Genomic DNA, 25956 nt, shown 5'->3' on the forward strand with positions numbered 1-25956 from the left:
TCCCCTGACGTCGATTCAGGAGTTACCCCATGACCACCGCCGTCGCCGCCCCGTTCCGCTTCTTCTCTCTGCAGGTCGCACGGACGACGCGGCTCGGTCCGTCCATGGTCCGGATCACCTTCTCCGGCGAGGACCTGCAGTACTTCTTCTCCGACGGGCGGGACCAGTCCCTCTCGCTCTTCCTGCCGCACCCCGGCCAGACCGAGCCGCAGGTCCCCATCGAGCTCGGCGACGGCTGGTGGCAGGGCTGGCGCGAACTCCCGGACGACGTGCGGGCCGTGATGCGGTCGTACACGCTTCGCGCACTTCGCCGGAACCCCGACGAGATCGACGTCGACTTCGTCCTGCACGGCATCGCACCCGGCGCTGCCACCCCGGCCGGCCCCGCCTCCCGCTGGGCCTCCCGAGCCGCCGCCGGCGACCGGGTCCTGCTGCTCGGGCCCGCGATCGCCGACAACCGGGCCATCAGGTTCCGGCCGCCGGAGGACACCGACCTGGTGGTGATCTGGGGCGACGAGACCGCCGTACCCGCCGTCTCCGCCATCCTCGAGTCCCTGCCCGCGGGCAGCCGGGCCCGGGTCTGGCTTCAGGCGCACGACGCCGGGGACATCCAGGACCTCACGACCGAGGCCGACGCCGAGATCACCTGGCTGGTCCGGGAGAACTCCCTCGACGCGATCCGAGGCGCTCAACTCCCGCCCGCCGAGCGCCCGTACGTCTGGATCGCCGGTGAGTCCGGCTGTGTGAAGGCGCTGCGCCGGCACTTCGTCGGTGAACGCGGGATCGACCGGCGCCGGGTGACGTTCGTCGGCTACTGGCGGCACGGGATGACCGAGGAACAGTTGCGCGCCGCCGAGTAGTTGCCTCTGGGACCGAAGTGATCACGGTCACGGTTGAGGCCACCCTTTCCTCGAGTTACTTAGGTTAGGCTAACCTAAGTCGAACTCCACAAGCTGCACCCCGCACTTCACGGCCGTCCCCACCGGAGGACCTCCCCATGCGCTCGCACCTGCTCAATGACACGACCGCGGAGCAGTACCGCCGCTCCGTGACCGAAGGAATCGAGCGGGTGGCCGCCAAACTCGCCGCCACCGACCGTCCGTTCACCGGTGTCACCGTCGACGCCCTCGCCCCCACCATCGACGCGATCGACCTCGACCAGCCGCTGCTCGACACCGCCGCGGTCCTCGACGAGCTGGAGGACGTCTACCTCCGGGACGCGATCTACTTCCACCACCCCCGCTACCTCGCCCACCTCAACTGCCCGGTCGTCATCCCGGCCGTGCTCGGCGAGGCGGTCCTCTCCGCGGTCAACTCCTCCCTCGACACCTGGGACCAGTCGGCCGGCGGCACCCTCATCGAGCGCAAGCTCATCGACTGGACGACCGCCCGAATAGGGCTGGGCGAGAACGCCGACGGTGTCTTCACCTCCGGCGGCACGCAGTCCAACCTCCAGGCGCTGCTGCTGGCCCGTGAAGAGGCCAAGACCGACTCCTTCGCCAAACTGCGCATCTTCGCCTCCGAGGTCAGCCACTTCAGCGTGAAGAAGTCCGCGAAACTGCTGGGCCTCGGCCAGGACGCCGTGATCTCCGTCCCGGTCGACCACGACAAGCGGATGCAGACCGTCGCCCTCGCCCGTGAACTGGAGCGCTGCCGCCGCGACGGCCTCGTCCCCATGGCCGTCGTCGCCACCGCCGGCACCACCGACTTCGGCTCCATCGACCCGCTGCCCGAGATCGCCGAGCTGTGCGAGCAGTTCGGCACCTGGATGCACGTGGACGCGGCGTACGGCTGCGGTCTGCTCGCCAGCCTCAAGTACCGGGACCGCATCCACGGCATCGAGCGCGCCGACTCGGTCACCGTCGACTACCACAAGTCCTTCTTCCAGCCGGTGAGTTCCTCCGCGGTGCTGGTCCGCGACGCCTCGACCCTGCGGCACGCCACGTATCACGCGGAGTACCTCAACCCGCGCCGCATGGTGCAGGAGCGCATCCCCAACCAGGTCGACAAGTCCCTGCAGACCACGCGCCGTTTCGACGCGCTGAAGCTGTGGATGACCCTGCGGGTGATGGGCGCCGACGGCATCGGGCAGCTCTTCGACGAGGTCTGCGACCTCGCGGTGGAGGGCTGGAAGCTGCTGGCCGCCGACCCCCGCTTCGATGTCGTCGTCGAGCCGACCCTGTCCACCCTGGTCTTCCGCTACATCCCGGCGGCCGTCACCGACCCCGCCGAGATCGACCGCGCCAACCTGTACGCCCGCAAGGCCCTGTTCGCCTCCGGTGACGCCGTGGTCGCGGGCACGAAGGTCCAAGGCCGCCACTACCTGAAGTTCACCTTGCTCAACCCCGAGACGACGGCCGAAGACATCGCCGCCGTCCTCGACCTGATCGCCGGCCACGCCGAGCAGTACCTGGGAGAGTCCCTTGACCGCGCGTCCTGACAACCCGACCAGAACCCATGACTTCGTGGGGATCGGGCTCGGCCCCTTCAACCTCGGCCTGGCCTGCCTCACCGAACCCATCGCCGAGCTCGACGGCGTCTTCCTGGAGTCGAAGCCCGACTTCGAGTGGCACGCCGGGATGTTCCTGGACGGCGCCCACCTCCAGACCCCGTTCATGTCGGACCTGGTCACCCTCGCCGACCCGACCTCGCCGTACTCCTTCCTCAACTACCTGAAGGAGAAGGGCCGGCTGTACTCGTTCTACATCCGCGAGAACTTCTACCCGCTGCGGGTCGAGTACGACGACTACTGCCGCTGGGCTGCGAACAAGCTGAGCAGCATCCGCTTCAGCACGACGGTGACGGAGGTGACGTACGAGGATGGCGTCTACGTCGTGAAGACCGCCGCCGGCGACGCCTACCGCGCCCGCCACCTCGTCCTCGGCACCGGCACCCCGCCCCACATACCCGAGGCGTGCCAGGGCCTTGGCGGCGACTTCATCCACAACTCCCGCTATCTGCAGCACAAGCAGGAGCTGCAGAAGAAGGAGTCGATCACGCTGGTCGGCTCGGGCCAGTCGGCCGCCGAGATCTACTACGACCTGCTCAGCGAGATCGACGTCCACGGCTACCGGCTGAACTGGGTCACCCGCTCCCCGCGCTTCTTCCCGCTGGAGTACACCAAGCTCACGCTGGAGATGACGTCGCCGGAGTACGTCGACTACTTCCGCGAGCTGCCGGAGGCCACCCGCTACCGCCTCACCGCCGAGCAGAAGGGTCTGTTCAAGGGCATCGACGGCGACCTCATCAACGAGATCTTCGACCTGCTCTACCAGAAGAACCTCGGCGGCCCGGTCCCGACCCGTCTGCTCACCAACTCCTCGCTGAACGGCGCGCGGTACGAGAACGGCACGTACACCCTGTCCTTCCGCCAGGAGGAGCAGGAGAAGGACTTCGACATCGAGTCCCAGGGGCTGGTCCTGGCCACCGGCTACAAGTACGCCGAGCCGGAGTTCCTGAAGCCGGTCCGCGACCGCCTGGTCTACGACTCCCACGGCAACTTCGACGTCGCCCGCAACTACGCCGTCGACGTCACCGGCCGCGGCGTGTTCCTGCAGAACGCCGGCGTCCACACGCACAGCATCACCAGCCCCGACCTGGGCATGGGCCCGTACCGGAACGCGTACATCATCCGCGAGCTGCTCGGCACCGAGTACTACCCGGTCGAGAAGACGATCGCCTTCCAGGAGTTCTCGGTATGAGCATCGGTACCTTCACCTTCCGCCCCCTCGACCCGCTCCAGGACGCCGAGCTGCTGCACAAGTGGGTCACCCACCCCAAGGCGGCCTTCTGGATGATGCAGGACGCGAGCCTGGTGGACGTCGAGCGCGCCTACATGGAGATCGCGGCAGACGAGCACCACCACGCGCTGCTCGGCCTTCAGGACGGCGAACCGGCCTTCCTGATGGAGTACTACGACCCCGCCCACCGTGAGCTGGTCGGCCTGTACGAGCCGCAGCCGGGCGACATCGGCATGCACTTCCTCACGCCGCCCACCGACAACCCGGTCCGCGGCTTCACCCGGTCCGTCATCACCGCCGTGATGGCGCACCTCTTCGAGGACCCAGCGGTGAAGCGGGTCGTCGTCGAGCCCGATGTGGCCAACAAAGCCGTCCACGCCCTGAACGAGGCCGTCGGATTCGTGCCCGAGCGCGAGATCCAGAAGCCGGAGAAGCGCGCCCTGCTGAGCTTCTGCACGCGGGAGCAGTTCGTGGCCGCCCGAGGAGTAGCCGTATGACCCTGTCCGACGCCGTAGCGCATCTGTCCCCCCACCGCTGGGCGCGGGCCAACCGCCTCCTGATCCGCAAGGCGCTCGCCGAGTTCGCCCACGAGCGCCTCATCACGCCGGAGGCCACCGGCGACGGCACGTACGTCGTCCGCAGCGACGACGGCCTGACCCGGTACGCCTTCACGGCCGTGATCCGCGCCCTCGACCACTGGCAGGTCGACGCCGACTCGATCACCCGCACCCGCGACGGCGCCGAACTCCCCCTCGCGGCCCTGGACTTCTTCATCGAGCTGCAGAAGTCCCTGGGCCTGAGCGACGAGATCCTGCCCGTCTACCTGGAGGAGATCTCCTCCACCCTCTCCGGCACCTGCTACAAGCTCACCAAGCCGCAGATCCCGGTCGCCGAGCTCGCCCGCTCCGGTTTCCAGGACATCGAGACCGGCATGACCGAGGGCCACCCCTGCTTCGTCGCCAACAACGGGCGACTCGGCTTCGGCATCCACGAGTACCTGTCGTACGCCCCCGAGACCGCGAGCCCGGTCCGGCTGGTCTGGCTCGCGGCCCACCGCTCGCGGGCCGCGTTCACGGCCGGTGTCGGCATCGAGTACGAGTCCTTCGTACGCCAGGAGCTCGGCGAGGAGACCGTCGAGCGCTTCTACGACGTCCTGCGCGACCAGGACCTGGACCCCGCCGACTACCTCCTCATCCCCGTCCACCCCTGGCAGTGGTGGAACAAGCTCACCGTCACCTTCGCCGCCGAGGTCGCCCAGCAGCACCTCGTCTGCCTGGGCGAGGGCGACGACAAGTACCTGGCCCAGCAGTCCATCCGGACCTTCTTCAACCAGTCGAACCCCGAGAAGCACTACGTGAAGACGGCCCTGTCCGTCCTCAACATGGGCTTCATGCGCGGGCTCTCAGCCGCCTACATGGAGGCCACCCCCGCCATCAACGACTGGCTCGCCCAGCTCATCGACAACGACCCGGTCCTGAAGTCCACCGGCCTGTCGATCATCCGCGAGCGCGCCGCCGTCGGCTACCGGCACCTGGAGTACGAGAAGGCGACCGACCGCTACTCGCCGTACCGCAAGATGCTGGCGGCCCTGTGGCGCGAGAGCCCGGTCGCCTCCCTCCAGGACGGCGAGTCGCTGGCCACCATGGCCTCCCTCGTCCACGTCGACCACGAGGGCGCGTCCTTCGCGGGCGCGCTGATCGAGCGGTCGGGACTGACACCGACGGAGTGGCTGCGCCGCTACCTGCGGGCGTACTTCACCCCGCTGCTGCACAGCTTCTACGCCTACGACCTGGTGTTCATGCCGCACGGCGAGAACGTCATCCTGGTCCTGAAGGACGGCGTCGTCGAGCGGGCGATCTACAAGGACATCGCCGAGGAGATCGCCGTCATGGACCCGGACGCGGTGCTGCCGCCGACGGTCGAGCGGCTGCGCGTGGACGTCCCGGAGGACAAGAAGCTCCTGTCCGTCTTCACGGACGTCTTCGACTGCTTCTTCCGCTTCCTCGCCGCGAACCTCGCCGCCGAGGGGATCCTGGAGGAGGACGGCTTCTGGCGGACGGTCGCGGACGTCACCCGCGAGTACCAGGAGTCGGTGCCGGAACTCGCCGACAAGTTCAAGCAGTACGACATGTTCGCGCCCGAGTTCGCGCTGTCCTGCCTCAACCGCCTCCAGCTGCGCAACAACAAGCAGATGGTGGACCTCGCGGACCCGGCCGGCGCCCTCCAGCTGGTCGGCAACCTGAAGAACCCCATCGCGGGGTTGTAGCGGCCCTTCACGAACAGGCGGACGCCCCGGAGTACGGTCCTCCGGGGCGCCCGTCAGCTTTTTTACTCAGTCGTCGGCCAGGGAACCTGCGGAGACCGGTAGTACCCGATCCCCAACGCCTCCCACCGCGGAGCCTGCCCAGCAAGCCGTACCTTGTACGCCTCCCAGTCATGCGTGGCAGCCGGCGACCACCCCAGCTCGGCAACACCCGCGACCCGGGGGAACGCCATGAACTCGATGTCCGCCGACTTGGTGATCGTCTCCGTCCACAGCGGAGCCTCCACCCCCCGGATCGCCGAAGCCGGCGCCCCCGGCAGGTAGTTGCCGGGATCCCAGTCGTACGACCGCTTCACCTCGACCAGCCCGGCCCAGTCCAGCCCCAGCGGCGTGTCGGCGGTGTACTTCATGTCCAGGTAGATCCGGTCAGCCGGGGACAGCACGATCCCCGTCCCGTTCTGCGCCGCCTTGGCGACCTGCGCCTTCTCCTCGGCACTCGTACCGTCCAGCCCCCAGTACTGCGCCAAAGCCCCCCGCGAGGGGTTCGCCCCGGTCAGCTGATGCCAGCCCACCACCGTCTTGCCGTACTCGGCGACGATCGGCTGCACCCGGTCCATGAACTTGACGTAGTCCTCGTGGCTGGTGGAGTGCGCCTCGTCGCCGCCGATGTGGAGGTACTTGCCCGGCGTGAGCGCGGCGAGCTCCCGGATCACGTCGTCCACGAAGTCGTAGGTGATCTCCTTGCCGACGCACAGCGAGCTGAAGCCGACCTCGGTGCCGGTGTAGAGCGGGGGCGCCACGCCGTCGCAGTTGAGCTCGGCGTACGAGGCCAGAGCGGCGTTCGTGTGGCCCGGCATGTCGATCTCGGGGACGACCTCCAGATAGCGGGAGGCGGCGTAGCGGACGATCTCCTTGTAGTCGGCCTTGGTGTAGTAGCCGCCGGTGCCGCCGCCGACCTGCGTGGAGCCGCCGTAGGTCGCGAGGCGCGGCCAGGAGTCGATGGCGATGCGCCAGCCCTGGTCGTCGCTGAGGTGCAGATGCAGCTTGTTGATCTTGTAGAGGGCGAGTTCGTCGATGTAGCGCTTGACCTGGTCGACGGTGAAGAAGTGCCGGGAGACGTCGAGCATCGCGCCGCGCCAGCCGTAGCGCGGGGTGTCGGTGATCGTGCCGCCCGCGACCAGCCAGGGGCCGGACTGGACGGAGTCCTTCTCCACGGCCGCCGGAAGGAGTTGGCGCAGGGTCTGCACGCCGTGGAAGAGGCCGGCGGGCTTGGCCGCCGTGATGGTGACGCCGCTGCGGCCGCTGTCGAGGCGGTAGCCCTCGGCGCCGAACGGGCCCTGGGCGAGGCGCAGTCGGAGGCCGCCCCGGCCGTGCGAGGTGACCGGCAGGGGGTACCCGGTGGAGGGCCGCAGGACGCCCGCGAGGTACTCGCCGACGCGCCGGGCCTCGCGGGAGTCGTCGACGAGGATGCGGGTGCCGTCGGTGATGCGGTACGGGGATCCGCCCGGCGTCATCGACTCGGGCGCCGGGACCACCCGGCCCAGGGGCATCGGCTCGCGGGGCGCCGGTGCCGCGCCGGCCGTGAAGGCGCCGGCCGCCGCCACGAGCAGCAGGGATCCGAGGATCCGGGTCATACGGGGAGTCGTTCTGTGGTGCCGTCTCACATGCGCTCCCTTCAGGATTGGTAGAGACCACTCTCCCGCAGAACCGATGAAACAATCCCCCCATGGCGGAAATCATCCAGAAGGACGGCACGTGGGTCTTCGACGGCGACGCCCTGCGGCTGACCCCCGGACGGGACAAGAACGTCAGCCTGTTCCGCAAGACGCTGGGTGAACTGGTCGTCCCCCTGGGCGCGTTGGCGGGGGTCTCGTTCGAGCAGGGCAAGAAGGCCGGGCGGCTGCGGCTGCGCCTGCGCGACGGCGCCGACCCGCTGCTGCACGCCACCGGCGGCCGGCTGACCGAGCCGCACGACCCGTACCAGCTGATCGTCGAGTCCGACCGCTACGGCGTCGCCGAGTACTTCGTGGACGAGGTCCGCAACGCCCTGCTGCTGGACGAGGTGCCGGCCGAGCCGGTCGACAAGTACCTGCTGCCGGGCCCTTCCCTGCCCCTGTCGGTCTCCGCCGGGGACGGCACCGCGAGCTTCGACGGCGAGCACATCCGCCTGGAGTGGAACTGGAAGACGGAGGACGCCAAGGCCGCCGCCGGCACCCGCTCCCTCGCGCTGGCCGACATCACGGCCGTGGAGTGGCATCCGGCGGCGGGCCTGGAGAACGGCTACCTCCGCTTCACCGTCAGGAACGCGCCCACGAAGGCCCCGCCCAAGTACGACCCCAACTCGGTGGAGCTGTGGGGCTTCAAGAAGGACCCGCTGATGGCCCTGGTCGCGGCGGCGGTCCAGGCCCGCCTCCCGCATCCGGCCGCCACGACCGCTCATGCCGCCACAACCGCTCATGCCGCCGCGAGCGTGCCGCAGGACGACGTGGCGCAGGACCACGACGCCCTCCTGCGCCGCCTGCGCGAACTCGGTGAACTCCACCGCACGGGCGTGCTGACGGACGAGGAGTTCACGATGGCCAAGCAGGCGGTGCTCAAGCGGATGTAGCGCGCGTGCGGGCCTGCTTGGCCCCTATTTGGCCCGGCGGGCCACCGTGAAGTGGTCGATCCGGTCGCCCGTCTCGGCGATGCCCTGGACCTTCAGGGTGGTGTACCGGCCCCGCGGCGCGGGCGTGACGTCCACGCGCAGGAACGAGTAGTTGAGGTAGCGCACCCGGGACCAGGCGACCGTCTCGTTCTGCTTGCCGTCCTTGAGGTTGACGAACGAGGCCACGGAGTCGACCTCGTGCTCGTGTCCCTCGTACGAGTCCGGCGCGGTGAAGGCGTACAGGCTGCGGCCCGCCGCACCCGCCGTCACGTACACCACGCCCTCGGTCTCGGGGTAGGCCGTGCCGCCGATCGGCAGCTTCTTGGCGACCTCGTTGCCCTTGATGACGTCGGTGCGCTCGTACTGGTGGTTGTGGCCGTTGATGACCAGGTCGACCTGGTACTTCTCGAACAGTGGCACCCACTCCTGTCGCACGCCGCCTTCCGAGGCGTGCGCCGTGGAGGTGCAGTACGCGCAGTGGTGGAAGAAGACGACGACGAAGTCGATGTCCTCGGCCGCGCGGTACTTCTTCAGCTGCGCCTCGAACCACGTGGTCTGGGTGCCGCCGGAGATGCCGAGGTTGGCCGGTATCTCGAAGGAGACGTCGTTGGGGTCGAGCGAGATGATCGCCGTGTTGCCGTAGACGAAGGAGTAGACGCCGGGCAGGTTCTTCTTGTCGGGCCCGTTGTCGGGGAGCGTGAAGCGGGCCTCCTCGCCGCCGTAGCCGTTGGGCGAGTACCAGGCCTCCATGTCGTGGTTGCCGTAACTCACCATCCACGGGACGGACTTGGCGACCGACTCGGTCTGGGCGAGGAACTGGTCCCACACCCGCGCGTCGAAGCCGGTGTCGGCGGTCTTGCCCGCGCCCGACGGGTCGGCGTACGCGATGTCCCCGGCGTGCAGATGGAACGCCGGGTTCTGGCCGAGGAGCAGGCTGTCGTTGGCCAGGCCGTGGTAGCTGACGCCCTGGTCGCCGAAGGCGGTGAAGGTGAAGGGCGCCATGGGGAGCGCGGGGGCTGTGGTGAAGGTGCCGAGGGTGCCGAGGAGGTGGGGCGCGGCGGGGTCGAAGCCCTGGTGGCCGACGCCGTAGTAGTAGGTCCGGCCGGGCCTGAGGTGCGTCAGCTTGGCGTGGACGTAGTACTGGGTGTGATCGGCGCTCGCGCCGACGCCGGCCGGGGTGTAGAGGGTGCGGATCTCGGCCTCGATCTTGCGGGAGAGGTCCCAGGAGTGGGCGCCGATGCGGACGAACGGCTTCTGCACGGCGACGGGGACCTGCCACGAGATGGTCATCTCGGTGCGCGGGTCGTTGCCGTAGGCGAGGTGGCGGCCGAAGGGGGCGACGAGGGCGCCGTCGATGGTCTCGGTGCGGGGCGCCGTCTGTGTCACTGCGGCGGTCTGCGTCGGTACGGCCGCCTGTGCGGTGGCGCCCGGCACGAACGCGCCGCCCGTGACGGCGCCAAGGGTGACGGCGCCGCCTCTGATCATCGTGCGCCGGGAGAATCTGGCGCGCAGGTACTCGTGCTGCTCGGCGATGCTCATGCGCTCGGCGAGCCGCTCGGGTACGCCCATGCGTGGAATGTCCATGGCGACACAAGGTGCTCGCCACACACATCTGCCCGGGGAACAGCCGGCCAACAGACTCTCATGGGCGTCCCATAAGTGTTCCAACAGCCCACCGCCAGCCGTCTGCCCGGAATCGGGCAGGATTCTTGCGAAAGTGCCGCGCGTACTCCAGGATCTACCGGGTGCACGACGAACTTGTTGATCATCTGACGCGGTCCACGCCCCTGAGCCGGGGCGAGGCGCTGCGTGTGATCCAGGACGTGCTCGCCTATTTCGACGAGACGACCGAGGACTACGTCCGTCGCCGCCACCGCGAACTGCAGGCCCAGGGCCTGGTCAACGCGACGATCTTCGAACGGATCGAGGCGGACCTGAAATACCGAGCGGTGGCACCGCCCGAGCTTACGCTCAGGCAACTGCGCCGCATCGTCTACGGCTGAGGGACACAACTGTATGTGCGGAATTGTCGGTTACATCGGGAAGCGTGACGTGGCTCCCCTGCTGCTGGAGGGCCTGCAGCGCCTGGAGTACCGCGGCTACGACTCGGCGGGCATCGCCGTCACGTCCCCGAAGGCGGCGGGCCTGAAGACGGTCAAGGCCAAGGGCCGGGTCCGTGACCTGGAGGCCAAGGTGCCGGCCCGCTTCAAGGGCACGACCGGCATCGCCCACACCCGCTGGGCCACCCACGGCGCCCCGTCCGACGTGAACGCCCACCCGCACCTGGACGCCGAGGGCAAGGTCGCCGTCGTCCACAACGGCATCATCGACAACGCCTCGGACCTGCGCCGCAAGCTGGAGGCCGACGGCGTCGAGTTCCTCTCGGAGACCGACACCGAGGTCCTCGTCCACCTGATCGCCCGCTCGCAGGCGGAGAAGCTGGAGGACAAGGTCCGCGAGACGCTGCGCCTCATCGAGGGCACGTACGGCATCGCGGTGCTGCACGCCGACTTCCCGGACCGCATCGTCGTGGCCCGCAACGGCTCCCCGGTCGTTCTCGGCATCGGCGAGAAGGAGATGTTCGTCGCCTCGGACATCGCCGCGCTGGTCGCCCACACGCGGCAGATAGTGACGCTGGACGACGGCGAGATGGCCACCCTGAAGGCCGACGACTTCCGCACCTACACGACTGAGGGCACCCGTACGACGGCGGAGCCCACGACCGTCGAGTGGGAGGCCGCCTCCTACGACATGGGCGGCCACGACACCTACATGCACAAGGAGATCCACGAGCAGGCCGAGGCCGTGGACCGCGTCCTGCGCGGCCGCATCGACGACCGCTTCTCCACCGTGCACCTCGGCGGCCTCAACCTGGACGCCCGTGAGGCCCGCCGGATCCGCCGCGTGAAGATCCTCGGCTGCGGCACCTCGTACCACGCGGGCATGATCGGCGCCCAGATGATCGAGGAGCTGGCCCGCATCCCCGCGGACGCCGAGCCGGCGTCGGAGTTCCGCTACCGCAACGCGGTCGTGGACCCCGACACCCTCTACATCGCCGTCTCCCAGTCCGGTGAGACGTACGACGTCCTCGCGGCCGTCCAGGAGCTGAAGCGCAAGGGCGCCCGCGTCCTGGGCATCGTGAACGTCGTGGGCTCCGCGATCGCCCGCGAGGCCGACGGCGGCATCTACGTCCACGCGGGCCCCGAGGTCTGCGTGGTCTCCACGAAGTGCTTCACCAACACCACGGTCGCCTTCGCCCTCCTCGCCCTGCACCTGGGCCGCACCCGCGACCTCTCCGTCCGCGACGGCAAGCGGATCATCGAGGGCCTGCGCAAGCTTCCCGCCCAGATCGCCGAGATCATGGAGCAGGAGGAGGAGGTCAAGAAGCTGGCCGAGCAGTTCGCCGAGGCCCGCTCGATGCTCTTCATCGGCCGTGTGCGGGGCTACCCGGTGGCCCGCGAGGCCTCCCTGAAGCTCAAGGAGGTCTCCTACATCCACGCCGAGGCCTACCCGGCCTCCGAGCTCAAGCACGGCCCGCTGGCCCTGATCGAGCCCGCCCTCCCGACGGTCGCGATCGTCCCCGACGACGACCTCCTGGAGAAGAACCGCGCCGCCATGGAGGAGATCAAGGCCCGCAGCGGCAAGATCCTCGCGGTCGCCCACCAGGACCAGGAGAAGGCCGACCAGACGATCGTGGTCCCGAAGAACGAGGACGAACTGGACCCGATCCTGATGGGTATCCCGCTCCAACTCCTCGCGTACCACACGGCCTTGGCGCTCGGGCGGGACATCGACAAGCCGAGGAACCTCGCCAAGTCGGTGACGGTGGAGTAGTCGGGTCGAGTAGTTGAGTGAAGCAAGGCGGCTGGTGCGGCGCCCTCAGGGACGCAGCACCAGCCGCCACCGCTTTTCCCCGTCCTGCTCCTCCTCGGTGGGGGTCAGCCCGGCCGCCGCGGCAACCGCCGCAGAGGCCAGGTGATCGGCGTGGACATGGGCGACGACCGTACGGACGGACCGCCGCCCGAGCCAGCCGACGAGCGCCCGCGCCGCCTCGGACGCGAACCCGCGCCCCTGCCACGGCGTACCGACCACCCAGGCGATCTCGGCGTCGTGGCCCCCGGTGACCGTCGCCTGGACCGTGCCCACGAGACACGACTCGGCGCGCGGCCGCAGCACCCAGTTGCACCAGGAGACGGCGGGGTCGGGGGATCCGGCGACGAGCCGCTCGTAGCGGGCCCGCAGTTCGCCGGGTGAGAGGGGAGCGCCGCCGATGAAGCGGTGCAGCGCCGGGTCCGACAGGACGGCGGCCATCTCCTCGGCGTATTCGACACGCAGCGGGAGGAGGTCGAGGCGGGCGCCGGTGATGGGCTCGGCGCGTACACGGGGCTCGGACACCGTCCGCAGCCTAGGGCCTGCCGCAGTCCAGGGGTCTGCTGAGCCCTGGAAAAGCTTCAGCCGGTGACTTCGGTCTGAAGTCACCGGCTGAGCGGTGAGGGTGAGTGACGGGACTCGAACCCGCGGCATCCTGGACCACAACCAGGTGCTCTACCAGCTGAGCTACACCCACCATGACCGGCGGTTGACTTCCGTGGAGTTTCCCCGACCGGCCGAGAAAAAGTGTACAGGGTCCGAAGGGGTGCTCGCGCACGCCTTTTGCCGGCGCCCCTGCGTGACCCCCTCGCACACCTACTGAGCAGGCAGGACGTGTTTCGCGGCGATCGACTTCGCGGTGTCCGAGTCGGGGCCGGGCTGCGGCACGAAGATGGCCTCGCGGTAGTAGCGGAGTTCGGCGATGGACTCGCGGATGTCGGCGAGGGCGCGGTGGTTGCCGTTCTTCTCGGGGCTGTTGAAGTAGGCGCGCGGGTACCAGCGGCGGGCCAGCTCCTTGACCGACGAGACGTCGACGATCCGGTAGTGCAGGTAGTCCTCCAGCGTCGGCATGTCGCGCAGCAGGAAGCCGCGGTCCGTGCCGACGGAGTTGCCGCACAGCGGGGCCTTGCCGGGTTCCTTCACATGCTCGCGTACGTACGCCAGGACCTGCTCCTCGGCTTCCGCCAGCGTCGTGCCGCCGGCGAGCTCGGCGAGCAGTCCGGACGCGGTGTGCATCTGACGCACCACCTCCGGCATCGTCTCCAGCGCCTGCTCCGGCGGGCGGATGACGATGTCCACGCCCTCGCCGAGGACGTTCAGCTCGGAGTCGGTGACGAGGGCGGCAACCTCGATGAGCGCGTCGTCGGACAGCGAGAGGCCGGTCATCTCGCAGTCGATCCACACCATGCGATCGTTCATGCGACCACCCTAAAGCTGACGTCCGCTTTTGGGATGCCCGGTGTCACAGGCGGCCTCGGACGCCGGGCGGGCTGAATACGCCCGCCCGGCGTCACAAGGTCACGTCACGACCCGCTGCGCTGCCCCGGCAGACTCGCCCGGCTCGCCGCATACGCCTCGCGGCCGTGGTCCGACGCCACCGACAGCGGCGCGGACGAGCCCACGGGCGCCGGAGTGCGGCGCGTCTGGAGCGGGACGGGGCCGCCCTCCGGGTACGGGCTGGGCGGTGGGCCCTGCTGCGCGGGGCCCGGGCCGACCGTGGGCTCCGGGTCCGTCGGCTTGTCGCTCTGGGGGCGCCGCGCCCGGTACGCCGCCCGGTACGCGGCCGGCGACGAGCCGAGCTGGCGGCGGAAGTGACCGCGCAGCGCCACCGGCGAGCGGAAGCCGCAGCGGCCCGCGACCTCGTCCACCGAGTAGTCCGACGTCTCCAGCAGACGCTGCGCCTGCAGCACCCGCTGGGTGATCAGCCACTGCAGCGGCGCACTCCCGGTCAGGGAGCGGAAGCGGCGGTCGAAGGTGCGGCGCGACATGTACGCGCGCGCGGCCAGCGTCTCCACGTCGAACTGCTCGTGGAGGTGCTCCAGCGCCCAGGCGACGACCTCGGCCAGCGGGTCGGCGCCGATCTCCTCCGGTAAAGATCGATCGAGGTAGCGCTCCTGACCGCCGGATCGGCGCGGCGGGACCACCAGACGGCGGGCCAGGGCCCCGGCCGCCTCGTTGCCGTGGTCCGTCCGCACGATGTGGAGACAGAGATCGATTCCGGCCGCCGTACCCGCCGACGTCAGCACGTCCCCGTCGTCCACGAAGAGTTCTCGTGGATCCACGTGTACCGACGGATAGCGCTTGGCCAGCGTCGGTGCGTACATCCAGTGTGTCGTCGCCGGGCGGCCGTCCAGCAGGCCCGCCGCGGCGAGGACGAAGGCGCCGGTGCACAGCCCGACTATGCGGGCGCCTTCCTCGTGCGCCCGGCGCAGTGCGTCGAGCGCCTCCTCCGGCGGCGGCGAGGTGATCGAGCGCCAGGCCGGCACGACGACCGTGCCCGCCCTCGATATCGCCTCCAAGCCATGCGGTGCGGAGAGTTCCAGGCCCCCTGTGGTCCGCAGTGGGCCTTCCTCGCCTGCGCACACCAAAAGGCGGTAGCGCGGCACGCCGGCGTCCTGGCGGTCGATCCCGAACACCGACAGCGGTATGGAACTCTCGAAGATGGGGCCGCCGCTGAACAGCAGCACCGCGACGATCTCCTTGCGACGTCGCCCGGACAGCTTCCGGGCCGCGGCTTCCGGCGCGGCAGTGGAGTCGTGGCTCATACTGCTAAGCCCCCCTCGGTGGTCGCGGCTCCTCGGTTGTGTCGCTCCTGCACGTTTCCCCTCGGTCCTGCACGAGTCCCCCGCCGTAGACAGTCAAGATCGAATCTACTGTGTCGCGTCGTGCCGCAGTGGCCGGTTCGGCACTCGGCACATTGTCGACTTGGCAACTTGGCGTGAAGCATTCGATCACGAAGCGTTGCACTCACGGGCCGTGCAGGGAAGTGCGCCTTGTCGCAGTGGCCAATCCACGTAGGGTGCGCAGACCCCCTGAGGCCCTTTCCGTGCAGGTGGAACGGGGGGTGGAGGGTGTTCTGGGCGGGGGATGCGCGGTCGCCAGAAGTTGGCTGAAAAGCAGCGCCCCCGTGCGCGGAAACCGGTCAGCCGACCGGTGTATTTCCCCCAGTGTGACGTCCGCCTCGATGAGCCCCGGTTCCGGTCCGGTGGTGGCGTCCGCGTCGCGAGGGCGACGGGCCGGTGCGTTCCTCGTCCTTCATGCGCGCCGCGCCGCGTTCCGATTCGCGCAGCAGCAGCCGGCAGACCGCCGTCACGGCCGCGAGGCCGAGGGCCGTGCCGGTGGCACCGGCCAGCGAGGTGCCGTACCAGAGGAGCACCACCGGGACCAGGACGCAGCTGAAGACCGCCCACCGGACCACGGTGGCGCTGTCCTCGTACGGGGTGCGGGGTCCTGGCATGAGTGCGTGCTCCCTGGGGTCCCTGGGGGGTGGATCACGGGGATCAACGCCCGTTCGAGCGGTCGGTCACTGGCGCGGGGCCGTCCCGGTGCAAGTGAATCCTGTGCAAACCGCCTGTACACCGCAGCAACCATTGCGTTACGGGCGTCCCCTCGTGCATGCTCCCTGGAACCCGCACCGACCGTGAGCGGGGAACTGGGTTAAGGAGGCGTGCCGCCGTACCCTTGGGGTATGGGGTTGGGAAGACCATTCCCGGACACAGCTCCGCCGCACACTGCCGCATCCATCAACGAGCTCCGCTCGCGGGCCCACCCATAAAGGATCACTACGCCGAGACAGCCATGGCCGGTCACGAATTCTTCGAACCCGCGGACCGCAAGCGGCCGGTCGCCGACCCGACGGCGGCCGATCCCCTGGCGGCGGAAGAGCCACGCCAGTCCTGCGACCCCGCCTTCAAGCACGGCGTCGTCGTCGGCTTCGACGGCTCCACCTCCAGTGAGCGCGCCCTCGCGTACGCCATCGGCATGGCCCATCGCTCCGGGTCGGGCCTGATCATCGTCCACGTCGCCAACCGGCTGCCCACCACGGTGTGGGCCGGCTGCGAGCCGCCGGTCTTCGTGGACGTGCCGGACCACCGGACCGAGGTGCTCGGCCTCGAACTCGCCTGCGCCGACTATCTCGCCGAGGTGCCCTGGATCCTCGTCGAGCGCGGCGGCGACATCTGCCACGAACTCGAAGAGGTCGGGCGGGAGTACGAGGCGGACGCGATCGTCGTCGGCTCCACGCACGGCATCGTCGGGCGGATCTTCGGCTCCGTCGCCGGGCGACTGGCCAAGCGCGCCAAGCGTCCCGTCGTTGTCATTCCGTAACTCGCCGTTGTCCCAGGTGAGATGAGCCGGTCGGGACATCGGGCTCCTTTCCGCGATGCGTGAATTTACTCGCGCGTAGAGGTGTTTGTGCCTTTGTGAAGGGCATATAACGCTCACCGCACAACTGCACATGCAAGAAGGGAGCCCGCCGTGGACAACGACGTCTCTGCGGGAAGCGGAATCACCACCGTGGTCGGCCGACTCGCCCTGGGAATCACCCTGTTGGCCTTCGGGCTGGGGTACACCGACGTGATCGACGGTGTGTCGGCTGCTGACGCCGTATCAATCGCCCAGTACGTGGGCGGCATAGCCCTCTTCGTCGCCGGCCTGATGGCCCTTCGTGACCGTGACGGCGCGAACGGGACCGCGTTCGTGGCGCTCGGCGCCCTCTGGTTCACCTGGGCCGTCTCGGCGGACGCCCAGGTCTCCGCCAACGCGGCCGGGTTGTTCCTGCTGCTGTTCGCCCTGGTGGCGCTGTCCCTCACCCTCGCCGGTGGTGACCAGCTCGGTCAGGGCGCGTACGGGCTGTTCTTCGTCTCCCTGCTGCTGATGGCGATCGCCGCCTTCGCCGACAACGACGGACTCACCAAGGTCGGCGGCTGGTTCGCCGTCGCCGCGGGTGCGGTGGCCTGGTACGCCGCGACCGCCGCGTTGGCCCACTGGCCGACGGCCCTTCCGCGACGCGCTGCCGGCCGGGGAGTGACGGCCACCGGTTAGCTGCGCAGGCCGGGGGGTTGGGCGGCTCCCCGGCGTTCAGAACGGACCCCCCGTGAATGGTGGCATCACGTGGGGGTCCGTCCTGTTGGTTGGCCTCTACGGGTGGGTGGGGGTTGCTCGCGCAGTTCCCCGCGCCCCTTTGGGGCGTTGCCCGACCGTCAGCGAAGCAGTTGGGTCTCCAAGGCTCGGGTTCCTGGGGCGCAGGTCTTCGTCAGCTCGGCGAGTTCGGTGGCCGGGAGCCTTCGGGCGGAGCCGCGTCGCGTGGGGTCGAGCATTGCGGTGGCGGTGTGCAGCCACTGGGGCAGGGGGGCGACGCCGATGAACTCGGCCAGGCGGGTGAGTTCTTCGGCCGGGTTGTCGAGGAGGTCCTCGTAGGCGAGTGTGGTGCGCTGGTCGGCGGGCAGTCGGGTGAGGAACTCCGTGCCGTCGGTGACGAGTTCGGACCACAGGGCGCCGAACCTCCGCAGGGGGAGGTCCCGGTCGCGTACCAGGGCAGGGTCGAAGCGCTCGGCGAGCAGCGGCGCCAGGTCGGCGGGCAGCGCGCGTACGTGCTCGTCGGTCAGGTCGGCGAAGCTGTCGATGCCGGCTCGTTCCTTGATCTCGCGCAGCAGCAGGATCGTGCGGTATCCGGGGTGGCGGCTCATGGACAGGGCGCAGTCCGGTCCGTCCCTGAACAGGTGCACGAACCTCGCGTCCGGGAACGCGTCGCGCAGCCTTGGCGCCCAGCCGGTCGAGTAGCCGGACCGCTCCACGACGGCGGTCCGCCCGAGCCGCCCGCAGAGCAGGTCGAACAGCGCCCGGTGGTGCTCGGCGGCAGTGCGCTCGGGCCACCGGACCACGGCCGCGGCGAGTTCGTCGAGCAGCCCGTCCGGGTCGTCGGTGAGGTGCGGCAGCACCATCAAGGAGAGCGCGGGAATGCCGGTGGTCTCCGCGGTGTACCTGCCGGGGCGGCGTGTGTAGAGGAACTCCGGCAACGGCAGCCCGCTCCGGATCATCCGCTCGAAGTGCGGGGCGGGACGGAAGAGCGCCTGCCAGAACTCCTCACCGGTCACCTTCCCTTCGGGGAAGGCGGCGTCGCCCACCGAGGCCATGAACTCATTGAGGCTCAGCACGTCCGGGTGGGTGTTGAGGATGCGTGACAGCGCGGTCGAGCCGCTGCGTCCCGTACCGATGACGAAGGTCAAGGAACGCATGGTCAGCCTCCGCGTACTGTCCGACTCTGCCCGGTCCACCCAGTTGCCTACCCGGCACGCCGGGCGGGCGAATCACGGTAGGGCGCCGTCGATACGGGCACCCCGCCGGCAGATCAACAGCACGCGCGCCACGCGTTGCCAGTTCCGGCCTGCCCTCAGGACGAAGCCCTCATCACCAGCTCCGTGGCCAGCACGACCTGCGCCCGCTCCAGCCCCCGCGACACCGCCGGCCGGCGATCCGCGATCTCGCCGAGGAGCAGGTCCAGCATCCGGCGGCCCATGTCCTCGATGGGCTGGCGGACGCTGGTGAGGGGCGGGTCCATGTGGCGGGCGATGGCCGAGTCGTCGTAGCCGACGAGGGCCACCTCGTCGGGGATACGGCGGCCCGCCTCGCGCAGGGCCTGGCGGGCGCCCGCCGCCGTCACGTCGGACGCCGCGAAGACCGCGTCCAGATCGGGGCGGCGCGCGAGCAGGGCCTGCGTCGCCCGGGCGCCGCCCTCCTCGGTGAAGTCGCCCGGCTCGATCAGCGCCTCGTCCACCTCGTGCCCGGCGTCCCGCAGGGCGTCGCGATAGCCGTCGACGCGGCGCTGGGCGCCGTAGACGTCGAGGCGACCGGTGATGTGGGCGATCCGGGTGCGGCCACGGCCCAGCAGGTGCTCGACGGCCGAGCGGGCGCCGCCGTAGTTGTCCGAGTCCACCGAGGCCAGCGTCTCCGCGGCCGACCTGGGGCCGCTGATCACCGCCGGGATCTCCAGCTGGGCCAGCAGGTCCGGCAGGGGGTCGTCCGCGTGGACCGAGACGAGGAGCACGCCATCGACGCGGTGCGCCGCCAGGTACTGGGCCAGGCGACGCCGCTCCCGGTCGCTGCCCGCGAAGATCAGCAGCAGCTGCATCTCGGTGTCGGAGAGCCCGGCTCCCACACCCTTGAGCATGTCCGAGAAGTACGGCTCCGCGAAGAACCGCGTCTCCGGCTCGGGCACGACCAGCGCGATCGCGTCGGTGCGGTTCGCCGCCAGGGCGCGGGCCGCCGTGTTGGGGACGTAGCCGAGCTCCGCGACCGCCGCTTCCACCGCGGCGCGGGTCGCGTCGCTGACCCGGGGCGAGCCGTTGATCACCCGGGATACGGTGCCGCGGCCGACGCCGGCGCGCGCCGCCACCTCTTCGAGGGTGGGCCGACCGCCGCTCCGGCCCCGCGTTCCGTGGGTTGCCATTGGCTCCGCCTTCCCCGCCGATCCTTGCGCCGGCCTGGAATCTAACAGTCCCGTCCACCACAGTGACCCCGCCTGAGGGCTGCCCGGACGGGCTCAGGTGAGTCCAGTTAACGGCCCGATAACTGAACGCATATCTCCGCGCCGACTCCCTTGACACCCCCGCTCGGACCGACGACCCTTCAACACATCACTTGTGGGAGCGCTCCCACAGTACCTGACACATACACATCCCGCACGTTCCCCGCCCGAGCCGCAGCGTGAACAATGAACGGGCCCAACAGTGCAGTTGGCCGGGGGGTCGGCACGTCAGGCAACAGGAGGACGCAATGCGCACGAGTACCCGCGGGTCCCGCCGGCTGATGGCCCTCGCGGCCGTCGCCGCGCTGACGACAGGGCTGCTCGCCGGCTGCGCCGAGGACTCGGACGACGGCTCTTCGAACGAGGGGGGCGGTGGCAACGGCGGCGGTGGCAAGACCACTCTCACCGTCGGCACGTTCGGCACCTTCGGCTACAAGCAGGCCGGCCTCTACGACGAGTACATGAAGCTGCACCCCGACATCACCATCAAGGAGAACGTCACCACCCGTACCGACGTCTACTGGCCCAAGGTCCTCACCCGCCTCCAGGCCGGCTCCGGTACCGACGACATCCAGGCGATCGAGGTCGGCAACATCACCGAGGCCGTGCAGACGCAGGCCGACAAGTTCGTCGACCTCGGCAAGGAGGTCGACAAGTCGCAGTGGCTGGACTGGAAGAACGCCCAGGCCACCACCGAGGACGGCAAGCTGATCGGGCTCGGCACCGACATCGGCCCGATGGCGATCTGCTACCGCAAGGACCTGTTCGAGAAGGCCGGCCTGGAGACCGACCGCACCCAGCTCGCCGAGCAGTGGAAGGGCGACTGGGGCAAGTACGTCGACCTCGGCAAGGAGTACATGAAGAAGGCGCCGAGCGGCACCAAGTTCGTGGACTCCGCCTCCTCCGTCTACAACGCGGTCCTCAACGGCGAGAGCGAGCGGTACTACGACAAGGACGGCAACGTCATCTGGGAGAAGTCCGCGGGCGTGAAGAAGTCGTGGGACATCGCCATGGAGGTGGCGACCAGCGACATGTCGGCGAAGCTGAAGCAGTTCGACAAGCCCTGGGACCAGGGCTACGCCAAGGGGTCGTTCGCCACGGTGGCCTGCCCGGCCTGGATGATCGGCTACATCCTGGAGAAGTCCGGTGACGCGGGCAAGGGCAAGTGGGACGTGGCCGCGGCGCCGACCGCGGGCAACTGGGGCGGTTCGTTCATCGGCGTGCCGACGGCGAGCAAGCACCAGAAGGAGGCCATCGCGCTGGCGAAGTGGCTGACCGCGCCCGAGCAGCAGGCGAAGGTCTTCGCCAAGCAGGCCAGCTTCCCGTCGACCCCGTCGGCGTACTCGACGCTGAAGCCGGCGGCCGCCACCACCGAGTACTTCTCGAACGCGCCGATCACGGAGATCTTCTCCGACTCCGCGAAGACCATCCCGACGCAGTACTTCGGGGTCAAGGACCAGCCGATCAACACCGCGCTGACCGACATCGGCATCCTCCAGGTCGAGCAGAAGGGCAAGTCCCCCGACGAGGGCTGGGACGCTGCCACCAATGAGGTCAAGGACGTGCTCGGCCAGTGACCAGCCCCAAGCAGGCCCTCGCGCATCCCGCGTCGAGCGCCGACGCCGCGCCCGGTGAGCAGCCGGGCGCGGCCGGCCGCGCGCACGGTCGCGGTACGCCTCCGCCGGGGAGCGAATCCTGGCGGAGCCGGCTGTACCGCTGGGACATGAAGGCGTCGCCGTACGCCTTCATCGCCCCCTTCTTCATCGTCTTCGGGGCGTTCTCGCTCGTCCCGCTGCTTTACACGGCCTGGTACTCGCTGCACAACGTGCAGTTGTCGAACCTCGACGGCCAGGCCTGGGCCGGCCTGGACAACTACAAGAACCTGCTGTCCTCGGACTTCTTCTGGAACGCGCTGTGGAACACCTTCACCATCGGCGTGATCTCCACGGTGCCGCAGCTGATGATGGCGATCGGCCTGGCGCATCTGCTCAACTACAAGCTGCGCGGCTCGACCGTGTGGCGGGTCGTGATGCTCACCCCGTACGCCACCTCGGTCGCGGCGGCGACGCTGGTGTTCGTGCTGCTGTACTCCTGGGACGGCGGCATGATCAACTGGCTGCTGGAGTTCGTCGGGATCGACCCGGTCAACTGGCGTGAGTCCGACTGGGGTTCGCAGTTCGCGGTGTCGTCGATCGTGATCTGGCGCTGGACCGGCTACAACGCGCTGATCTACCTGGCGGCGATGCAGGCGATCCCGGCCGACCTCTACGAGTCCGCGGCGATCGACGGCGCCAACCGCTGGCAGCAGTTCCTCCATGTGACGATCCCGCAGCTGCGGCCGACGATCCTGTTCACGGTGGTCGTCTCGACGATCGGCGCGACCCAGCTCTTCGGTGAGCCCCTGCTGTTCGGCGGGGTGAGCGGTTCGAAGGGCGGCTCCGAGCACCAATACCAGACGCTCGGCCTGTACATGTACGACCAGGGCTGGATCATCGGCAACCTGGGCAAGGCGTCCGCGATCGCCTGGACGATGTTCCTGCTGCTGCTGATCGTCGCCGTGATCCAACTGCTGGTCTCCCGACGGCTGAGGAAGTCCCAATGAGTACGCGTGAACTGACGCTCCCTCAGGCGAAGCAGGACAAGAAGCCCAGGCGCGAGCGGCCCCGGGTGATGGGCGCGGGCAAGCAGCTGCACGCCGGCCCGGTCACCTATGTCGTGCTCGGCATCTTCGCGCTGGTGTCGCTGGCCCCGCTGGTGTGGACGGCGATCGCGGCCTCGCGCACCGACGGGCGGCTCGCGCAGAGCCCGCCGCCGCTCTGGTTCGGCGGGAACCTGTTCAAGAACATGGAACGGGCGTGGGAGGAGGGCGGACTCGGCACCGCGATGTTCAACACCACGTTCGTCGCGGCCACGATCACCATCAGCACGGTGCTGTTCGCCACCCTCGCCGGCTTCGCCTTCGCCAAGCTCCGCTTCCGGTTCTCCGGTCTCCTGCTGATGCTGACGATCGGCACGATGATGATCCCGCCGCAGCTGGCCGTCGTACCGCTGTATCTGTGGATGGCGGACCTCGGCTGGTCGAACCAGCTCCAGACGGTGATCCTGCCGACGCTGTGCACAGCTTTCGGTACGTTCTTCATGCGGCAGTACCTGGTGCAGGCGCTGCCGACCGAGCTGATCGAGGCGGCGCGGGTGGACGGTGCGAGCAGTCTGCGGGTGGTGTGGCACGTGGTCTTCCCGGCGGCCCGGCCCGCGATGGCGGTTCTCGGCCTGCTGACCTTCGTGTTCGCCTGGAACGACTTCCTGTGGCCGATCATCGCCCTGAACCAGGAGAACCCGACCGTGCAGGTCGCCCTCAACTCCCTCGGCACCGGCTATGTCCCCGACCAAGCGGTGATCATGGCGGGCGCGCTGCTCGGCACGCTGCCGCTGCTGATCGCCTTCCTGCTGTTCGGCAAGCAGATCGTGGGCGGCATCATGCAGGGCGCGGTCAAGGGCTGACGCCCGGGCCCGCCGGTTGACTCATAGAACCTCGCTCGTAGGGCCTCACTTCGCAGGACCTCAGTTCGCAGGACCTCATTCGTAGGACCTCATTCGTACGACGTCCGGGGGCCGCGCCACCGTCGCCTCGGCCCCCGGTGTCCTCCCCCCTCCCCTCCTACCCGTCGGTCTCGTCGACCTCCAATGGGAGCGCTTCCATGCCTGAGCCCATGTCCTCCGTGTCCTTTCCCCCCGCCTTCCTCTGGGGCGCCGCGACATCCGCGTACCAGATCGAGGGAGCGGTGCGGGAGGGCGGCCGTACGCCGTCCATCTGGGACACCTTCAGCCATACGCCGGGCCGGACGGCCGGCGGCGAGCACGGTGACATCGCTGTCGACCACTACCACCGCTACCGCGAGGACGTGGCGCTGATGGCCGAGCTCGGCCTGACCGCGTACCGCTTCTCGATCTCCTGGCCGCGCGTACAGCCGACGGGCCGGGGTCCGGCGGTGCAGGTGGGCCTGGACTTCTACCGCCGGCTGGTGGACGAGCTGCTGGCGCACGGCATCAAGCCCGCCGCCACCCTGTACCACTGGGACCTGCCGCAGGAGCTGGAGGACGCGGGCGGCTGGCCGGAGCGCGACACGGCGTACCGGTTCGCGGAGTACGCGCAGATCGTCGGCGAGGCGCTCGGTGACCGCGTGGAGCAGTGGATCACGCTCAACGAGCCCTGGTGCAGCGCGTTCCTGGGCTACGGGTCGGGCGTGCACGCGCCCGGCCGCACGGAGCCGGTGGCCACGCTGCGGGCGGCCCATCACCTCAACCTGGCGCACGGCCTGGGCACCACGGCCCTGCGCTCGGTGATGCCGGCCCGCAACTCGGTGGCGCTCAGCCTCAACTCCTCGGTGGTGCGGCCGCTGTCGCAGGACCCGGCGGACCTGGCGGCGGCCCGGAAGATCGACGACCTGGCCAACGGGATCTTCCACGGCCCGATCCTGCACGGGGCGTACCCGGAGACGCTGTACGCGGCCACCGAGCTGGTGACGGACTGGTCGTACGTCCTGGACGGCGACCTGGCGGCGATCAACCAGCCGTTGGACGCACTGGGGTTGAACTACTACACCCCGTCGCTGGTCTCGGCGGCGGAGCCCGATGCCGTCGGCCCGCGGGCCGACGGCCACGGGACGAGCGAGCACTCGCCGTGGCCGGCCGCGGACGACGTCGCCTTCCACCAGACGCCGGGCGACCGCACCGAGATGGGCTGGACGATCGACCCGACCGGCCTGCACGAGCTGATCATGCGCTACACGCGGGAGGCGCCGGGCCTGCCCCTGTACATCACCGAGAACGGCGCGGCCTACGACGACAAGCCCGACCCCGACGGCCGCGTCCACGACCCGGAACGCATCGCCTACCTGCACGGGCACCTGTCCGAGGTCCGCCGCGCGATCGCCGACGGCGCCGATGTCCGGGGCTACTACCTGTGGTCCCTGATGGACAACTTCGAGTGGTCGTACGGCTATGGGAAGCGGTTCGGGGCGGTGTACGTCGACTACTCGACGCTGGCTCGGACGCCGAAGTCGAGTGCGTACTGGTACGGGGAGGCGGCTCGGACGGGGGCGTTGCCGGCGATCGAGCCGCAGATCTAGCGGAGGCCTCCCACCGTGGGACGGGGCGCGGCGCGCTGAGGGGGCGCGCCGCGCCCGGTCACGGTCACGGTCACGGTCACGGTCACGGTCAGAGGCTGCCTGGAGGAGCGAGCCACTGCGTCGGCTGGCCGGTCACCGAGGCGATGGTCTCGAAGTCGTTGTCGTAGTGCAGCATGGTCAGCCCCTGGAGCTCCGCGGTGGCGGCCACGAGCAGGTCAACGGCGCCCGCAGAGCGGTGCCTGCCCTTCTCGGTGAGTTCGTGCTGCACGTCCCAGGCACGCGTCACCGCCCCGTCGTCAAGCGGAGTCCAGCCGAACAGCGCGTCCAGATCCTGGACCAGCTCCGCCCGGTCCTCGGCGTTCCTGGCGCTGTACAGAAACTCGACCTCGGTGAGTGGGCAGCGTGCGATCAGCCCCTCTTCCAAGGGTTTCTCCCAGCGGGCACGGGCCGGATTCTTCAGGACTCGGACCAGGGCGCTGGTGTCGATGAGGTACGTGGCCGCGCTCATCGACGGTAGCTCTCCTTGTCCAGCAGCATGTCGAAATCGCCGGCATCCGCCCGGGCCGCCAGCCGAGCCAGCGCAAGCGCCCGCTTCTTGCGTTCGACGCCCTCCCTGAGCGCGGCGTTGACGGTGTCCTTCTTGGTCTTGGTCCCGAAAGCTATGGCGGCTTCGGCCAGCAGTTCCTCGTCGATGTCGATCAGCGTCTTGGCCATGGGAGGACCTCCTGGATATCTACAACACGGTCGAGTATATCCACTGAGGGTTCCCGCTCGCGGGTCGA

Annotated in this window: 24 protein-coding genes and 1 tRNA gene; 14 read left to right on the plus strand and 11 right to left on the minus strand. The window is 69.3% G+C overall.

The window, feature by feature from the left end; all coding sequences use genetic code 11:
• Positions 1–29 precede the first annotated feature (29 nt).
• The 5 genes from ACQEV2_RS15635 to ACQEV2_RS15655 all read left to right on the plus strand — a co-directional run bounded on the left by ACQEV2_RS15635 (position 30) and on the right by ACQEV2_RS15655 (position 6006).
• On the plus strand, positions 30–860 hold the full coding sequence (locus ACQEV2_RS15635; protein WP_433040750.1) for a siderophore-interacting protein: 831 nt from the start codon (positions 30–32) through the stop codon (positions 858–860).
• Between the two features lie 137 nt (positions 861–997).
• A complete protein-coding gene (gene desA / locus ACQEV2_RS15640; RefSeq protein ID WP_433040753.1) occupies positions 998–2440 on the plus strand; it encodes a lysine decarboxylase DesA in 1443 nt (480 codons plus the stop codon).
• A complete protein-coding gene (locus tag ACQEV2_RS15645) occupies positions 2424–3701 on the plus strand; it encodes a lysine N(6)-hydroxylase/L-ornithine N(5)-oxygenase family protein (RefSeq protein WP_433040756.1) in 1278 nt (425 codons plus the stop codon). The genes desA and ACQEV2_RS15645 overlap by 17 nt, the downstream gene beginning before the upstream one ends.
• Positions 3698–4237: a GNAT family N-acetyltransferase gene (locus ACQEV2_RS15650; protein ID WP_433040759.1), complete on the plus strand. Its 540-nt coding sequence runs from the start codon at positions 3698–3700 to the stop codon at positions 4235–4237. The genes ACQEV2_RS15645 and ACQEV2_RS15650 overlap by 4 nt, the downstream gene beginning before the upstream one ends.
• Positions 4234–6006, plus strand: coding sequence for an IucA/IucC family protein (locus tag ACQEV2_RS15655; RefSeq protein WP_433040762.1), 1773 nt, complete (start codon positions 4234–4236; stop codon positions 6004–6006). Before ACQEV2_RS15650 ends, ACQEV2_RS15655 begins: the two co-directional genes overlap by 4 nt.
• A gap of 62 nt (positions 6007–6068) precedes the next feature.
• Here ACQEV2_RS15655 and ACQEV2_RS15660 read toward each other — a convergent pair whose 3' ends face one another.
• The gene (locus tag ACQEV2_RS15660) at positions 6069–7667 is read right to left on the minus strand and encodes a beta-N-acetylhexosaminidase (RefSeq protein WP_433040765.1); all 1599 of its coding nucleotides are present in this window, start codon (positions 7665–7667) and stop codon (positions 6069–6071) included.
• A gap of 62 nt (positions 7668–7729) precedes the next feature.
• Between ACQEV2_RS15660 and ACQEV2_RS15665 the strand changes: the two genes are divergently transcribed.
• Positions 7730–8611 (plus strand): DUF4429 domain-containing protein, encoded by an 882-nt coding sequence (locus tag ACQEV2_RS15665; protein WP_433040768.1) that lies wholly within the window; start codon positions 7730–7732, stop codon positions 8609–8611.
• 24 nt (positions 8612–8635) lie between these two features.
• Here ACQEV2_RS15665 and ACQEV2_RS15670 read toward each other — a convergent pair whose 3' ends face one another.
• Entirely contained in the window at positions 8636–10219 is a 1584-nt protein-coding gene (locus ACQEV2_RS15670; protein ID WP_433054468.1) for a purple acid phosphatase family protein, read from the minus strand.
• A 176-nt stretch (positions 10220–10395) separates the two neighbouring features.
• On the opposite strand from ACQEV2_RS15670, the gene ACQEV2_RS15675 reads away from it, so the two are divergent.
• Together ACQEV2_RS15675 and glmS are read left to right on the plus strand one after the other, a co-directional pair.
• The gene (locus tag ACQEV2_RS15675) at positions 10396–10653 is read left to right on the plus strand and encodes a hypothetical protein (protein ID WP_210921833.1); all 258 of its coding nucleotides are present in this window, start codon (positions 10396–10398) and stop codon (positions 10651–10653) included.
• A 13-nt stretch (positions 10654–10666) separates the two neighbouring features.
• Positions 10667–12484 (plus strand): glutamine--fructose-6-phosphate transaminase (isomerizing), encoded by a 1818-nt coding sequence (glmS, locus tag ACQEV2_RS15680; protein ID WP_433040771.1) that lies wholly within the window; start codon positions 10667–10669, stop codon positions 12482–12484.
• Between the two features lie 45 nt (positions 12485–12529).
• On the opposite strand, the gene ACQEV2_RS15685 is transcribed toward glmS, so the two are convergent.
• The 5 genes from ACQEV2_RS15685 to ACQEV2_RS15705 all read right to left on the minus strand — a co-directional run bounded on the left by ACQEV2_RS15685 (position 12530) and on the right by ACQEV2_RS15705 (position 15977).
• Entirely contained in the window at positions 12530–13045 is a 516-nt protein-coding gene (locus ACQEV2_RS15685) for a GNAT family N-acetyltransferase (RefSeq protein ID WP_433040774.1), read from the minus strand.
• 99 nt (positions 13046–13144) lie between these two features.
• A tRNA-His gene (locus tag ACQEV2_RS15690) sits at positions 13145–13217 on the minus strand.
• A gap of 119 nt (positions 13218–13336) precedes the next feature.
• Positions 13337–13939 (minus strand): oligoribonuclease, encoded by a 603-nt coding sequence (orn, locus tag ACQEV2_RS15695; RefSeq protein ID WP_433040777.1) that lies wholly within the window; start codon positions 13937–13939, stop codon positions 13337–13339.
• 104 nt (positions 13940–14043) lie between these two features.
• Positions 14044–15285, minus strand: a complete 1242-nt coding sequence (locus tag ACQEV2_RS15700; protein ID WP_433040780.1) for a helix-turn-helix domain-containing protein — start codon at positions 15283–15285, stop codon at positions 14044–14046.
• A gap of 377 nt (positions 15286–15662) precedes the next feature.
• Positions 15663–15977 (minus strand): hypothetical protein, encoded by a 315-nt coding sequence (locus ACQEV2_RS15705; RefSeq protein WP_433040783.1) that lies wholly within the window; start codon positions 15975–15977, stop codon positions 15663–15665.
• Between the two features lie 341 nt (positions 15978–16318).
• On the opposite strand from ACQEV2_RS15705, the gene ACQEV2_RS15710 reads away from it, so the two are divergent.
• On the plus strand, positions 16319–16846 hold the full coding sequence (locus ACQEV2_RS15710) for a universal stress protein (protein ID WP_095755823.1): 528 nt from the start codon (positions 16319–16321) through the stop codon (positions 16844–16846).
• Positions 16847–16996: 150 nt separating this feature from the next.
• A complete protein-coding gene (locus tag ACQEV2_RS15715) occupies positions 16997–17563 on the plus strand; it encodes a GPR1/FUN34/YaaH family transporter (RefSeq protein WP_433040787.1) in 567 nt (188 codons plus the stop codon).
• A gap of 158 nt (positions 17564–17721) precedes the next feature.
• Here the strand turns inward: ACQEV2_RS15715 and ACQEV2_RS15720 are convergent, their stop codons facing one another.
• Positions 17722–18756, minus strand: coding sequence for a sulfotransferase family protein (locus ACQEV2_RS15720; protein ID WP_433040790.1), 1035 nt, complete (start codon positions 18754–18756; stop codon positions 17722–17724).
• A 155-nt stretch (positions 18757–18911) separates the two neighbouring features.
• Positions 18912–19967 carry a LacI family DNA-binding transcriptional regulator gene (locus ACQEV2_RS15725; protein WP_433040793.1) on the minus strand — a complete coding sequence of 352 codons (1056 nt, stop codon included), beginning with the start codon at positions 19965–19967 and terminating at the stop codon, positions 18912–18914.
• A gap of 326 nt (positions 19968–20293) precedes the next feature.
• On the opposite strand from ACQEV2_RS15725, the gene ACQEV2_RS15730 reads away from it, so the two are divergent.
• The 4 genes from ACQEV2_RS15730 to ACQEV2_RS15745 all read left to right on the plus strand — a co-directional run bounded on the left by ACQEV2_RS15730 (position 20294) and on the right by ACQEV2_RS15745 (position 25174).
• A complete protein-coding gene (locus tag ACQEV2_RS15730) occupies positions 20294–21622 on the plus strand; it encodes an ABC transporter substrate-binding protein (protein WP_433040796.1) in 1329 nt (442 codons plus the stop codon).
• The gene (locus ACQEV2_RS15735) at positions 21619–22647 is read left to right on the plus strand and encodes a carbohydrate ABC transporter permease (RefSeq protein ID WP_433040799.1); all 1029 of its coding nucleotides are present in this window, start codon (positions 21619–21621) and stop codon (positions 22645–22647) included. Before ACQEV2_RS15730 ends, ACQEV2_RS15735 begins: the two co-directional genes overlap by 4 nt.
• On the plus strand, positions 22644–23546 hold the full coding sequence (locus tag ACQEV2_RS15740) for a carbohydrate ABC transporter permease (RefSeq protein WP_433040802.1): 903 nt from the start codon (positions 22644–22646) through the stop codon (positions 23544–23546). The genes ACQEV2_RS15735 and ACQEV2_RS15740 overlap by 4 nt, the downstream gene beginning before the upstream one ends.
• Positions 23547–23743: 197 nt before the next feature.
• Complete coding sequence (locus tag ACQEV2_RS15745; RefSeq protein ID WP_433040805.1) at positions 23744–25174, plus strand: GH1 family beta-glucosidase; 1431 nt, start codon at positions 23744–23746, stop codon at positions 25172–25174.
• A gap of 88 nt (positions 25175–25262) precedes the next feature.
• On the opposite strand, the gene ACQEV2_RS15750 is transcribed toward ACQEV2_RS15745, so the two are convergent.
• Entirely contained in the window at positions 25263–25682 is a 420-nt protein-coding gene (locus ACQEV2_RS15750; protein WP_433040808.1) for a PIN domain nuclease, read from the minus strand.
• Complete coding sequence (locus ACQEV2_RS15755; protein WP_433040811.1) at positions 25679–25888, minus strand: type II toxin-antitoxin system VapB family antitoxin; 210 nt, start codon at positions 25886–25888, stop codon at positions 25679–25681. The genes ACQEV2_RS15750 and ACQEV2_RS15755 overlap by 4 nt, the downstream gene beginning before the upstream one ends.
• Positions 25889–25956: the final 68 nt, after the last annotated feature.

This window comes from Streptomyces sp. CA-251387 (assembly GCF_050936625.1).
Lineage (GTDB): Bacteria > Actinomycetota > Actinomycetes > Streptomycetales > Streptomycetaceae > Streptomyces.